This is a genomic window from Pseudomonas sp. HN11, from assembly GCF_021390155.1.
In the GTDB taxonomy this organism is placed as follows: domain Bacteria; phylum Pseudomonadota; class Gammaproteobacteria; order Pseudomonadales; family Pseudomonadaceae; genus Aquipseudomonas.
Map to the genome: position 1 here is coordinate 6,050,235 of NZ_CP089985.1, position 13,394 is coordinate 6,063,628.

General features: G+C 52.0%; 11 protein-coding genes and 1 pseudogene. 3 read left to right on the forward strand and 9 right to left on the reverse strand.

What is annotated here, in order from left to right; all coding sequences use genetic code 11:
• Positions 1–424: 424 nt before the first annotated feature.
• The 7 genes from LVW35_RS29290 to tcmP all read right to left on the reverse strand — a co-directional run bounded on the left by LVW35_RS29290 (position 425) and on the right by tcmP (position 8,596).
• Entirely contained in the window at positions 425–1,471 is a 1,047-nt protein-coding gene (locus LVW35_RS29290; RefSeq protein WP_442799699.1) for a TniQ family protein, read from the reverse strand.
• Positions 1,472–1,482: 11 nt separating this feature from the next.
• Complete coding sequence (locus LVW35_RS27905) at positions 1,483–2,370, reverse strand: TniB family NTP-binding protein (protein ID WP_233892924.1); 888 nt, start codon at positions 2,368–2,370, stop codon at positions 1,483–1,485.
• Positions 2,367–4,289 carry a Mu transposase C-terminal domain-containing protein gene (locus LVW35_RS27910; protein ID WP_233892925.1) on the reverse strand — a complete coding sequence of 641 codons (1,923 nt, stop codon included), beginning with the start codon at positions 4,287–4,289 and terminating at the stop codon, positions 2,367–2,369. The genes LVW35_RS27905 and LVW35_RS27910 overlap by 4 nt, the downstream gene beginning before the upstream one ends.
• Positions 4,286–4,978 carry a TnsA endonuclease N-terminal domain-containing protein gene (locus tag LVW35_RS27915; protein ID WP_233892926.1) on the reverse strand — a complete coding sequence of 231 codons (693 nt, stop codon included), beginning with the start codon at positions 4,976–4,978 and terminating at the stop codon, positions 4,286–4,288. Before LVW35_RS27915 ends, LVW35_RS27910 begins: the two co-directional genes overlap by 4 nt.
• A gap of 169 nt (positions 4,979–5,147) precedes the next feature.
• Entirely contained in the window at positions 5,148–6,437 is a 1,290-nt protein-coding gene (locus LVW35_RS27920) for a three-Cys-motif partner protein TcmP (protein WP_233892927.1), read from the reverse strand.
• A 16-nt stretch (positions 6,438–6,453) separates the two neighbouring features.
• On the reverse strand, positions 6,454–7,197 hold the full coding sequence (locus LVW35_RS27925) for a phage Gp37/Gp68 family protein (protein WP_233892928.1): 744 nt from the start codon (positions 7,195–7,197) through the stop codon (positions 6,454–6,456).
• 241 nt (positions 7,198–7,438) lie between these two features.
• Positions 7,439–8,596 (reverse strand): three-Cys-motif partner protein TcmP, encoded by a 1,158-nt coding sequence (gene tcmP, locus LVW35_RS27930; RefSeq protein WP_267924876.1) that lies wholly within the window; start codon positions 8,594–8,596, stop codon positions 7,439–7,441.
• Positions 8,597–8,749: 153 nt separating this feature from the next.
• On the opposite strand from tcmP, the pseudogene LVW35_RS27935 reads away from it, so the two are divergent.
• A pseudogene (locus LVW35_RS27935) lies at positions 8,750–9,010 on the forward strand (transposase domain-containing protein); the annotation flags it as partial.
• Between the two features lie 74 nt (positions 9,011–9,084).
• Here the strand turns inward: LVW35_RS27935 and LVW35_RS29295 are convergent.
• Both LVW35_RS29295 and LVW35_RS27940 read right to left on the reverse strand, forming a co-directional pair.
• The gene (locus tag LVW35_RS29295) at positions 9,085–9,642 is read right to left on the reverse strand and encodes a trypsin-like serine protease (RefSeq protein WP_442799700.1); all 558 of its coding nucleotides are present in this window, start codon (positions 9,640–9,642) and stop codon (positions 9,085–9,087) included.
• A 357-nt stretch (positions 9,643–9,999) separates the two neighbouring features.
• Complete coding sequence (locus tag LVW35_RS27940) at positions 10,000–10,998, reverse strand: SIR2 family protein (RefSeq protein WP_233892930.1); 999 nt, start codon at positions 10,996–10,998, stop codon at positions 10,000–10,002.
• A 232-nt stretch (positions 10,999–11,230) separates the two neighbouring features.
• Between LVW35_RS27940 and LVW35_RS27945 the strand changes: the two genes are divergently transcribed.
• Together LVW35_RS27945 and LVW35_RS27950 are read left to right on the forward strand one after the other, a co-directional pair.
• On the forward strand, positions 11,231–12,793 hold the full coding sequence (locus LVW35_RS27945; RefSeq protein WP_233892931.1) for an anti-phage dCTP deaminase: 1,563 nt from the start codon (positions 11,231–11,233) through the stop codon (positions 12,791–12,793).
• Between the two features lie 38 nt (positions 12,794–12,831).
• Positions 12,832–13,065: a hypothetical protein gene (locus LVW35_RS27950; protein ID WP_233892932.1), complete on the forward strand. Its 234-nt coding sequence runs from the start codon at positions 12,832–12,834 to the stop codon at positions 13,063–13,065.
• The last annotated feature ends 329 nt before the right edge of the window (positions 13,066–13,394 follow it).

A 13,394-nucleotide genomic window follows, 5' to 3' on the forward strand; every position in this document is an offset into this window, starting at 1 on the left:
CAGCTTTCGATACCTGTGACACTGAGGGCACGTTTGCTCATCACACCGGGCGCAACGGGGACAACAACGCAATGTGCAATCGTCAATCTGGATACTCACCAAGCGCGTCGACAGTACCGAGCATTTTTCACAAGGACGGGGAGCCTTGAAGTAATGGGCGCAGGAATTACATGCCGGACCATAATCCGTCAGCTTACCGACCGGGCGACCAACACGGGCGCACCTGACGCAAGGGCGCGCGCTTAAACATCGACTACATTCAGCCTGGGGATCGAACACAGGCAAGCGTGAAAAGTTACCGCAGCTCTTACACAGACCTCGCTTAAACAGCCGTGCATAGCACGTCGCGCAATAGCGCTTTGCGGCGTGCACTCTTTTGGCCTTTGTCATCAACCTGCCGCATTCATCGCACCCGCTAGATTGGTCAAGAGTGGACATAGGCAAATATCTTGCGTTGCAAACGGGTCCACTCACGTACCACCGTTTTCCGGTTTGAATGCCAGTGGCGATCCGTCGGTGAAGCTTTATGGGTAAGGGTAGCCGCAGCTGAACACAACATCCCAGCCATTGTTCCGATCGCAGTTCTTTTGCAGTTTCGTCCGAATATAGACGCGGGCAAGCGGTGTCTCGCGATTACCTGCGCGACCTGGTCAGGAGAGTGCGCGACCAATGGGGCCAACCACGCCATGAGTTGCATTCGCTCGCTTACCTCCAGCAACTCCATGGGTAGGCCGCTACTCACTTTGTGCCCGGATCCGAGCTCAACCCCCAGCTGACTCAGCAAGTTCAGCGTAGGCGCACTACGGCTGCGCAATGCGTACCGCAACAGCGACACCAGCAGATAGGCGTATTCAAACCACTCTTGCGCTGAGTCAGAACGGCCATAAAGCTGATTGTCCGCCATTGACTGCAGAACCAGTGCATTAGGGAGGCAGGGTTCTAGCTCTGATACAGACCCCAAGATTGCACCGCATGCATGGCAGGTGGAACAGTTGATTGCGGGCGGGACGAGCAGGTGAGGCTGGACAGGTGCATGGCACCGGGGGCATCGACTGGACAAACTACAGCCATGAATCGGGCAACCGGTATACCAGGCATAACGCCCTTGGAATCGCAGATAAGGTATCTCCTCTGCAAAGCACATCGGGCAATACTGAAGTCCGCAGGAATGCCGTCGGTTACGCATGCCTAACGAGAGTAACCAGCGGGTATTGGCATGTCTGACATCAACGCCGGAAAGGGTCTTGATCGCACTCTTGAACCGGTTCGCTGATAAAGCAACGCCCGGAAAATCCGCGCTATCAAACTGCCGCAGAAAACGCTCATCCAGTCCGCAATCCAGATCCTTTGTCCATAAACGTGCGCCTGGCCAGAGCGCTCCGCAAAAAGCCAACGGCGCGCAACCATGGGCAAGCGCATTACGGAGGAGCCACGAGGTAAGCAGCTCATCGTTCTGGATCGGTTGATACATCGGCCAACGGTTCACACCCGCTCCCGGATCCCGCGCGTAGGCTGCAGCCAAGCATGCTTTTCAATGGTGGATTTAGTGATCTTCTCGCTGCCCGTGATGATCGCGTCCTTGGCACATTCCATGAGCAAGCGATGAAGATCACCTGTGTTCCCGCCCGAAATCGAGTGTAAAGCCAGCGCAAGCTCAGGTTTGCTGAGCACGGAAGCCTGTCGCAGAGGAAGAATCGACTCAAAAGATCTGATCAAGCGCTGAAACTCTGGAGACGGCTCCCAGCGGCGAAGAGCAACCACATCAAAACGACTGGCGTGCTGCGGATCGGTGTGCAGCACCCGAACGGCATCAGAGGTACCAACACCTACGATCGGTATGGCCAGGGTGTTACACAGCAGCTTGAGAGCGTTCATGACCTCCCTTTGCTTGATCGCCGAGCCGGTCAGGAGCGAATGAAACTCATCGATCACCAACAGGCGAACATGGCACGAGCGGAACATGTGAACCACCTGGTAGCGCAATTTTGCTGTGGCATCACTGGCACGGTAAGGCGCCCAAAAACTCTCAAGAATCGAGATGTAGAGCCCTTTCTCATCAGCCGCGGGAGGAGACTCCACCAAAATCACGGGTTTGACAGGCTCACTCTGGGCGTTCACATAGCCTTGGCCGTACAGCTCCACAAATCGCCGAATAATGGTCGTCTTGCCATTGTTGGAGTCCCCGACCAGCAACAGATTCGGCATTCGCGGACGAGAGGGGATCGTCAGTAGCGCCCTCATGGCACTAATGATGTCGTGCGCGGCGGGGTACCCAATCCACCTGGGCTCCTGAATAAACCGGATACGTTCGTCATCAGACAGGCTCATGACGGCACGAAAATCTGGATGAATGTGCGGGTAATCGCTCATAGGATTTCCTCAAACACCTCGTCCATATCGTCGAGCAATCCCAGCAAACCGTGGGGAACGATCGTTTTTGGCTCTAGGGGTGCTGGAGCAGCGGGCGCTGCGGGCGTTTTGTTTGTTTGATGAATTTTCTGTCGCTGGGCCAATCGACGCGTCTTTTTGGTGTGGGTCTTGGCGCTTTCCACCAGCTCGCGGTTCTCCATGATCAGCCGCTTGATGAGGTCATCGTCGATATTGGCCAGCCCTCGCTCGACGGCCTGCTTCTTGGCTGCGCGAAACTCCCACACACTGGTCGCAGGGAAGGACTGATTGGCTACAGGGATCTTGAAGTACTGCTTTAGGTGCGGATCGTAAAACCAGAGCTGGCTGATATCGCGTGGATCACGCCGAAAGATAAATTTTCGCGTCTTACCCGACTCGTCCTTGGCGTTTATCCACGGTCTCAGCGCTTCGGAGTAGTACGTCACATCGAGCTCCACGCCGTAGTGCTGGACGGTTCGCTCATAAGCGGGCAGGAAGTCTCGTTGAATGGTGAAAGGGTCTGCTGGCCGCGGAGGCATGCCAATCGCTGGAGTGTCATCACGCCCTCCAAAAATGCCGACATTCCACTTGTGAAGCGGACTCATGAAGATCTTCGAGTGATACTTGGCGTTGTACTTGAGAATTTCTCGTACCAGCCAGACTTCAAACTCCGAAACGGTCAGCGCGGCCTGGGCGTCGGAGTCGATGCCTTCGCGCTGCTGGATATTGCTGAAAGTGGTGCCAGGCAGGCCATGAACGGCCTGCATAAACTTGCCCATCAGCCGTTCGATATGACCGCCGTACTTTGGCCGCTTGATGGGGCGGAATCGGTTCTCAATCCCGTAGTTAGAGCAGGACCTGCGCAGGCTTTCAGATCTGAAGTCAGCACCGTTGTCGCTGTGCAAAATGCGAGGAAAGCCCCAGACAGGCCAATCACCTTCGATGCCGTGCGCAAGCAACCATTCTTCCTTGGGAATAATCGAATGCGCCACGCACATGGCGACGGAGATTACCGAGGGCGCGTCGATCGCCAGGTAGTAGCCCGTGATCATTCTTGAATGTACGTCGATGGCCAGTGTCAGCCAGAGACGCCCGATGGATTTACGATGCACGTCGTCGACGACCATTACATCGATCGGCGTATGGTCAATCTGGACAATCGCGAGCGGGTAATCGGCGCCGGGAAACGCGCCAGGGGAAGGGGTGTATGCGTTGCGTGCTTTATCTGCAAATCCCCGACCACGAAGAAATTGCTTATCAGTGATACGGCTAATGCGCTGACGAATAGTCCACTCGGCCACCATGGGAACACCGCGTGCTTCGGCACGAATGCGAAATTCACTGACCGCCTTGCTGACTGTGGGACGTGTCTTGCTGAGATAATAATCGTGAATCACCTCATCGATGAGCGTATCGGCCTCGGCTGGAATACGGACGTTGCCAGCCTGCCAGCCGCGTTTTCTTGGAATTAGGGCCAACAATTCTCCCCAGCTTTTGTAACGGTCCATCCAGCGGTAGATCGTCGCACTATTCACCTGGTACAGCAGCGCGCGAGTCTTGATCTCAGCCTTGGTTCGAACAACGTCTCCAAGCAATGGCTCAATGGCCTCAAATCGCTTCCTCGCAATCGCCCATTGCTCGTCGGTGATGCTTTCCGTGTCGTAATTGACATAGAGGCCGTCCAGTCGCTCCTGGGCAACCGGTTTGAGGCCTTCGACCGGCAACGCCGAGGCGCGGCCGCTGTATACGTCAATTCCGACCACCGTCTTGAAGTCCAGTACCTGGTTGATTCGGTAGACGTCTTCGCCATAACGAACAAATGCATTTCGCTCGAGGGAAACACGTGCGCGATCAGGCACAAAAGCCTGAGGTTTTTCCTCGTGAGTATTTGTCTTGTTCATGGCGAGGGGATCCAGACATCCAGAAAATCGTTCAGCGGCTGACGGATGTCGCAGTCGAGTTGACGCGTCGCGATCAGGTGCCAGATGTGACTGATGCCGCGCCCGCGGTAGATGCCGGCAAAATGAATCGCCAGCAAGTAGTGCACCGGCACTGATCCGGCCTCACGAACCGTTTGAACAACCCATTCACTCTCCTCACGTGAGAAGTCCATCGCTTTGTAGCGGTCGAGGAACTGGATGTTGGCAAAGCCCGTGTCACGAATTCGGGACTCGTCGTAAATGTGGAACGCCCATCCTTGTTCCCGCGCATATCGCCAGGCGGCTTTCCATTTCGGCAGCCATTTGCGCCAGTTTTTAACCCAGAGGTCGCGAGGTTTGACCTCGACCAGTAAAGGCACCGGGTAGTTACCAAACTGACAGTCACACAGTTGATAGTTGATGAGGAAATCAGGCGTGTAGGTATGGATGCGCGCGCCGTCACCGTGAAAAGGGATTTGAACCGGCTGCGCGATAACGTCACACACATGGCTGGAAAATGTCATTCGCGCAAGGAAATCACGCTCGAGCAACGACTCATAGGGAATGCCATCGCCATTACGCAGCGGATAGGTGCCGGAAAGGCTTCGTCTCGTCGGCGCAATTGGCCGCGTCTGCTGGTGGGCGACGACGGGAATACTGTGGGTCTGCATGATGTTCACCTGGTCAACCGAATTCCAGGAATCATGCTTTGAGTGTAGGCCAAAAATGTCGGCAATTCGGCCCCGTTCAGGGGGCGAAGCGTTGCGCGAACGAGAAATTTCGCCGCCCCAAGAAGGCACGCCTGACCCGAAATTCTAGGAGGCCTACGGCGTAGGAGCGTCAGCGAGTGAAAAACATGGTCCGCTGCAGGGAAGGAATAATGATGTCACTTGATTTTATGCTGCTGCCCTTGCGTCGCTTCGTTCGACTGTTCTTATCAAAGACCTCAATGTCGCCATTCATGATCGGACCGTGCAAGGACTGTTTTACGATGGCCTCATCCGCCATCGTGTGGTTGGCCATACCCATCATCATCTGTTCGAAGGACAATTGCGGTTGATCGTAGATCTTCCTTGGCAGCACCTCAGAGAGCTCCACTTCAATGCGTTTGCTCGTAACACCACAAAAATTATGCTCCTCTCCAAATCCGAACGCGTGTTGATCCGTAATCTGGATATCTTTATTGGTGTCATAGCCCACAAAAAGTGACGGCGTCATGGAGTGGGAAAAGTTGTTGCCATATCTCCAATGAATTTCTTTCATCACCGCGTTGGCGCGGTAGCTCTTCGCCAAATGGATAAACCAATAGGCTCGCGGATTCGGCCCACCAGGAGTAATGAAGAAAACGGTCATGAAATCAGCACCGCTTTCTTTCAAGATCCCCTCTGCAAGAAACCGCTGAATCAAATGCTGCCACTCGTGACGCATGGTGGCTTTAAAAGATCGCAGCTTTTCCCAAGGAATATACTTCTCCAAATCGATATTTTGTAATGCCTTCTTGTTTTCATCCCGCTCGGAGAGGTAGTCGATAAGGCTATCAACATTGAAAGTCAATAGAACTTCAGCATTCGTCAAACTATTGAAAATAGTTCGTATGCTAGAGAAAGGTACATCTTTGTAGGCGTATTGATCAAGCAAAAACAATGAGCGCTCGGAAAACTTGAAATCCTTTATCTTTTTAATAACGCTCGGAAGCGCATTCGTAAATCTCGCGCGAAGAGCGTAAATATCTTTATCCAAGCGATGGCCATGCCCTTTGGTGGCAAGTACGGCTTTCAAGTAATCAATATTGGCCTTTTTGATATCTATGAAAAAATACTGCGCCAATACTTCCCGCGGCATGTTTCTCTGAATATTTATCTCAGCGACAGTTTCTTGAACTGCCTCTAGCGCGATAATGGGTGAGCCGTAGTGGTCACGACGCCCCAAATCATCTTTATAGACGCCTCCACCGCAAAAGCCATCGACGATATTAATGCCAATGCGCGGAATCATTTGATTACTCATGACCACCGTGATGTACGAACGGATATAGTCATGAATAATCTGATGTTTTATTTTGCTATGAGGGTCTATGTTCGGATAGATACCAGCCGACAAATCCCATTTGTATTTTTCGTCCTTGGCCACGCGAAATCCTTTTAGCTCAGGCTAGGTTTAGCAAGGGAATTTCATCCCAAGTCTGACCGTTCAATAGGCGGCCATTGGCTTTCTTGGATCGTTTTACTCCGTCAGCGCCCCAGCCACCCCACTGCTTGAAGAAGAAAGCAGAACCGGAGGCATCGCATTGACGGTGGATGTTGTCGACCCATTCCTGCTGCATTGGGCGCGCCTTCGCACCTGATTCACCCCCGACAATCACCCAATGAATATCCGTCAGGTCAATCTCGCCCAAGTCTTCCAATAAAGGCTCCGCTGACAGAAAGCGGATGGTGGCATCAACCTTACGCAGACAATCAATACGCGGCACCCCGTAGGCCTTGTCCTCTACCGAAACACCTAACCAGGCATTGGTCGGCGTTTCTCGCGTGCTGAAATACTCAGCCAGGCGCTCAGCTCGTTTGGTCAGGATCTGAAACGTATGCTGAGAGGCACGCTGGATCACTTCGAAGACCTGATCGATATAAGCATCAGGCACCTGCTCGTGGAAGAGGTCAGACATGGAGTTAACGAAGTAAATCGTCGGCTTCTTGCGCAGAAGAGGCTCTTGAAGCTTTTCTGGACGCAGGCTCAACCGAAAGCCATTCTCGTAGCCAGGTGTGCCCATCGCCTGCAGGCGGTGAGCCATGTTCTCGGCGTAGCAATGTTTGCAGCCTGGTGAGACCTTGGTGCAACCCACCACCGGGTTCCAAGTCATCTCGGTCCACTCAATGCTTGTTTGGGTACTCATTGCACTGTCGCTCCTTTCGTGCGCGATATTAGTAAGATGCCGCAAGATATGTCAAATTGACATCACTCAGCGTTTCTGACTTCACCCCATACTATCTTTTCGATTTATATATTCAGTGAAAATCTTAGCCCAATCGTAGCTCGATTTAAAAAAACGCAAGAATGACGTGATTTTTCGACTGACATGCCTTCAATTATCATATCAAGTGTTTCCTAAATATCGCCATATATTCCCTCACTGGTCAGTCATTAAGGATCCAGCGCTCACTTTTTCGAGGCCAATCGGGCTTAACCGGAAATTTGCTCCGCCTGGCAATATTTGCATCAAGATTTAGGATTCGGCCTTCTTTTGCCAATTCCTTAAAGGCCAGCTGAAGATCGGTCGGATAATAATCAGTCTGTATGAGAAATTCTGACCAGCAGTCGTAATCTATCAGCAGAGGTTTTTTTGACAGTCTCGTCAGAAGAAACTCTTTTGCTGCCAGTCGATTGTCTTTGATTTTTTCAACAGGCTGTAGAGCTTGGTCCGAGCCGAACAAATCGCCGATGGGAGATTTGCTGATTTGTGCTCGAACCTTCGACTCAAAGTGGCTGATGCGCTGAACCATCTCCATTTCTTCAGCTGCTTGTTTGAACTTGATAATGCCCAGAGGATGCCTAGTCAGATATACCAAGAAATAAAGCACCCGCTCCATGCCTGGGCGCTCAACTGATACATATGCCGTCTTTCCACCATACAAGTCCCCAATGACCTCGCGATACTGAGCAATTACCAGCGACTGCCGTTCGGATGAGGTTTCATTTCCAGTTAAAACAACCGGCCTTCCTAAAAGTTCTTCAACATCTGCTTGATGCGGCTTCATCGACATAGCGCGGTTGAAGAAGTCGTACATCAAGTTAATGAGGAACTCGACTTTATTCAGTGCCAAGAGCGGGGCCAGAACTGGCGCGCTGATTACAGTTTTCCAACCCTTGGGATCAATAAAGAAAAACGTGAAATTGCCTGACGCCCACTGAACGATGTCATCGATCTTGCTGGTGTAGTCACCTTGAATGCAGGAGGCGTCTACAGAAGCCTGCTTGTTCCCAGCGAGGAACGCTTCGAGCTTTCCGAAGGCTTTTTTGTCCTTCTCGATGTAAAGCGCGCGAAATTTTACATTGGCGCCAAACTTAGATTTCAGCGTCTCTGCACATTCCCTCATCTGACGAAGCGAAATACCGATGGAGGTGTCTTTTAAATCATCCGACTCCTCTGCCCACGGACCCGCGAAGCAGTCAACGTAATTGATGACGGTTTCCTTGCGCCCGATGATCATGAATAAGCACTGAAGGTACGTCTTCAGAATCGTGTGTTTGACGTATGCCTGCTCGCGGCCATGATATTCCTTAGGTATTGGCAAGTTTTCACTCCATGTGTTTTCTCGTTGTGCCGGGACACTACCTTATAAATTATACGTGCGAATAGTGCTCGAGTGAGCTCCCGCACGGTCGGTACAACTGGACTCTGCTATGACTTTCCATATGTTTCGCAAGCACCGGTGAGGGCTCACCAGATAGCGCTGACGCGGTACCTGGACAATGGGGCTGTTTCCATCGACAACTATCAGGTGGAGAATCAGATGCGACCTTGGGTACTTGGGCGTTCAAACTGGTTGTTTGCCGGGTCGCTACGCAGGAAACGGGCGGCTACCATGAGTTTGATCCAATCGGCGCGAATGAGTGGGCATGATCCGTATGCTTATTTCAAAGATGTGCTCATACGGTTGCCGACGCAGCGAGCGCGTGAAACTCATCATCTACTGCCGAATCAGTAGTTGCCTGCCTGACTTGCGCTGGGTGAGTTGGGCGGACGCTTACTCCGTTTTTGTTCGATGTCCTACTGCGACAGCTATTTATAATAGCAAGCCGATGGCTCGCAAGACGTGGCCACGGGTAGTTCCGGCTTCAACGGTTGCGCGTTGACCTGCACCCCTACTTGCGAGCTAATCCAACTTAAGCGCTCTGCATCGAGCAGCGTCACTATCGTTCCCCCACCGCATTGGGAAGAGAAACCTGATGCCCGAGAAGCGATCCCAACTAAGCGGTACCGGCCGAATTGGCTCCTCACATAGACTGGGCCACCACTGTCACCTGGGCAGGCGTCGAATGCACCTTGCGGGTCTCTTGCAAACAATTCGCGATCGGCCTTGCAACTTGCCGCCCCCAATACAGGACTCGGGGTGCACCTTGATGACGCTATCGGCACATCGGCGAACAGTTTGCGGCCAGCGTTCGCTTGTCCGTCATCCCCGAAGCCGACGATTCGTACATACCTCGCGTCGTTAAGGCCACTCAGTGACGAAATTGCTATAGGATTAGCGGGAGAGATGAATCCAGTTCTCATCTTGATCACCATCAAGTCACGGCCGCCCAAGTTTCGACCTTGTGCGACGGCGCCCACATCCATTACCGCAAAAGAAGCAACCGCAGCTGATTGAACTTGCGGCAGGCCGGTTGGCAGCGCCTTGGCGTAACCTTCAGCACCGAGTTTAAGGGCCTGGCTCAAGCTCGTTGCAGCAGTAACCTGTTAGCGCCCATGCCGAATTGACCCAGTTGCCGAAATTTCACTGATCCAGTCTGACATCTCGTTACTCACTGTATTTACTCGACTTCTTCTCTCTTGGAGATGGGGCAGTCTTGCGTCGGCACCTGGTCAATCCGATGTCAGCGTCAACACCGTAGGATCTCCTTGAGGTTTTTACCTATTTTATTTATAGACCAGATACCACTATCCGGCCCCTTACCCAACCAATATGAGCCCCCTTCACCCAAGCTTTTTCCGTTTCGGAAACTTAAGCGTGCCCTGCGCAGAGTGGATGCTGGCCACCATTGGCGCGCATGATTGGCTTTCTTCATAACGTGGTGGAATGGGGTGAAGACCAGGAAAAAATGCGATTTGCCGTTCTATAAGGTCAGCCACTTTTAGGTAACCGTCGTGATAGCTCCCCGCGACGACTGGAACCACGCTGACATTAAGTGACCGGAGTAACGACGTGACAGGCGTTTCATTTGCTTCCGTATCGAGTGACACGTGGTAGTAAAAAACCTGCCCCGTTTGGTGCCGACGTCGCCGTTTGTGCAACAAGAGCCACCAGAGATCGATCTCCGTAAAATCCAAGCCTAACCCCACAATGTGTATGTGATCACGCAAGAAATAATCCACCCAAGAATAGACAGAGCGATTTTCAGTAAAGTCGAGGTTTCCCCCTTTTACCGGACTTCCAACGCGTCCGTGTGGATGACCTTTGACCTCGACCGAATCTGTTACGTAGTTGCGGATTTTCTGCAGGTACCCAGCGTAATGGTCAAACCCTAGAACCATTGAACCAGGTCGGGCTACATCACCATGCACATGCCAGACATCCTTCGTTCCGGCGGTATGCCGGCGAAAGAGGCTGTATCTCGATTCAGGCGCAAGGAACGTAGGGGAGTGGAGTGGTCCTGCAAAGACCTCCTCAATCGTGAAATCATAGTTTGTGGTCATGATCACACTGAATAGACTACAAATTCTTTCGTGGGCCTCGACTGACTGAATTTGTTTGAGCAGTCTGGCGAACTCAACCTTCACAGCATGCTCAGCTTTCTGGAATGAAAGGTTAGATCTTGCACATAACTCCTCTACGAACATGGACAGTGGCTTTGATTCAATGCCGGGGACCAAATCCAGACCATCAAATGCCAGCGCTAGCTCCTGAAGGATTTCGTTCCATCCTCTCTGCATCGCTACGCGGTTAATGCCATTTCCAAGAAGAAGGCTATGCATAAGGTATCCATTTTATGCTGGAGTTGAAGTATTAACGTTTGCAGGAATAGGGGTGTCAAAAATAGCCTACAGTGAACCCTGTAGCGCTGGTTCTACTCGGCGGAGTCCAAGCCGCGCTGAGTAATAGAGTTACGAATCGATCACGACTCATTCTTTCGTCGCGAAACTGCGTACAAGTGATGGCAGTATGCGATGATCAAGCCAAACGCGCACTACCTGACAGGGACTCGTTATGGCAGCACCAGACTTTCGGCTCATAGCTTCAGCGAATAGCGAAAAAAGCGGACATTTCGACGACATCGGTGCAATTGGGAAGACCATCACACCTGAAATCGTCATTGCTCTTTGCGGTCCGATGGGTACCCCCCTGCACGACGTGGCGCAGACTTTTCAAGAACTTCTGCTTGGCCATGACTATAGCTACGAAAAAGTAAACATCATCAGGCTGAGTGATGAAATTCGTAAGCAAAAAACCTTGGCCTCTGAAAAATCGATACGCAATCTAATCGAAGCGGGAAATGAGCTGCGCGCGGAGTATGGCAACGAAATCCTGGCTCGATTCGCTATAAGGCGAATCACTTTGGAACGCGAAGAGGCTCAGCAAGAATCAGAAAAAAGTCATGAACCTGACCTTTTCGAAACTCCAGCATCAGCTGTCGTGCCTAAGGTCACTGTTCGATACTGCCATATAATCGATTCGATCAAACATATCGACGAGCTGAAGCTCCTGCGCTCCGTATACGGAGATATGCTCCATGTTGTAGGCGTGTATTCACCCATTGAGATGCGGATCACCAGGCTCGAACGCACTAAAGGGCCAGGCGATCACATCCATGATCTAATCGATAGAGATTCTGGTGAAGAGATCGACCACGGTCAGCGGGTCGAAGACACATTCCCTCAAGCTGACTTCTTCCTGCGTGTTGAAAAAACTACCGATACACATCGTAAAGGTCGAGTAAAACGCTTTCTTGACCTCATGCTGGGAACGGTGATTGCGACTCCAACATTGAATGAGCGGGCGATGTATGCAGCATTCTCAGCAGCAAGAAACTCGGCTTGTCTTTCCCGGCAGGTAGGAGCCTCAATCACAAGTGCTGATGGGGAGATTCTCGCCACCGGCTGGAACGATGTACCAAAAGCATTCGGTGGGCTTTATCAAACTGAGACATATGGCAGCTCACCCGATGAAGATCGGCGCTGCTGGAACCTAAATGGTGGCTTTTGCTCCAATGACCAAGAAAAAAGGGTCATGTCCAACGCAATTGTCGATCTCCTGGCCAGCGAAGGCCTTATCGAGGAAGATAAACGCGAGCAGGTCTATCAGGTAATCCGAAAAAAATCACAGCTCAAGAGCCTTATTGAGTTTTCGAGAGCTGTGCATGCCGAAATGCACGCGTTGCTGAGTGCTGGCGGTACCGATGGGGGAAAAATTCGGGGTGGAAAGTTGTTTGTCACCACCTATCCTTGTCACTCATGTGCTCGGCACATCGTGGCAGCTGGCGTCCGAGAGGTTTATTTCCTGGAACCCTACAGAAAGAGCCTCGCAACCAAGCTACACGAGGATGCTATAACTGAAAATGAAAACGAGATAGATAAGGTCAGAGTGATGCCGTTCGACGGTGTAGCCCCCTCTCGATTCCTTCGTTTTTTCTCTGCTCACCCGCAGGGGCGAAAAAATGCCGAAGGAAATATGCACTCCAGGGAAGCGCATCCCGTCGCTTTCGTCACAATAGAAGCTATTCCGACCCTTGAATCTCTCATCGTACAGGGACTATCCTCCCGCGGCATTTAGCGGATCCGGTTTGCTGCTAGGAATTGTGGAGCATTTTTATGAAGAACGTTGACGAAGCGGGCCAGCATGAAGTCGGAGTACAGTTGGCGCTCAGCTTTGACGCATATGACTCCAAAGATCAGTCACACCTACCCCTACCCGCGTTCATCGAATCTGCGAGAGCGTTCCCGCTGACTGAACGCAAAGTGCTGGCATTTCCCAAACAACGGGTGTCTCCAGCTGAGGCCGGATTAATTGCAAGGATTTTGCAGAGGACGCGGCACTTCGTCTAAGCCTCCTGGCGACTTCGGCGTGCTTGTACCTGGGCTGGGCCTTCTGAGCCAGACTCGGCCCGGCCATAATTCCCACCTGCATCCGAAGCTTCAAACCTGCGCTTCAAAGCGTCTGCTTTCGGGACGGTAATGTTCTAGCCCGCGCCTCATCGTGAGCTTGAAAAGGTTTTTTAACCTGGGCAATCTTCAAGGTGCCCTTACCGAAAAACCAACATGGAAGCATTCCTCTCCAGTTACACCAACACAATCACCTTCACGAGCATCCTCATCACCCTTCTCTGCACCTACGTCGCCCTCATTCAGCCGCCTCGCTAACGGTGAATCCGGAG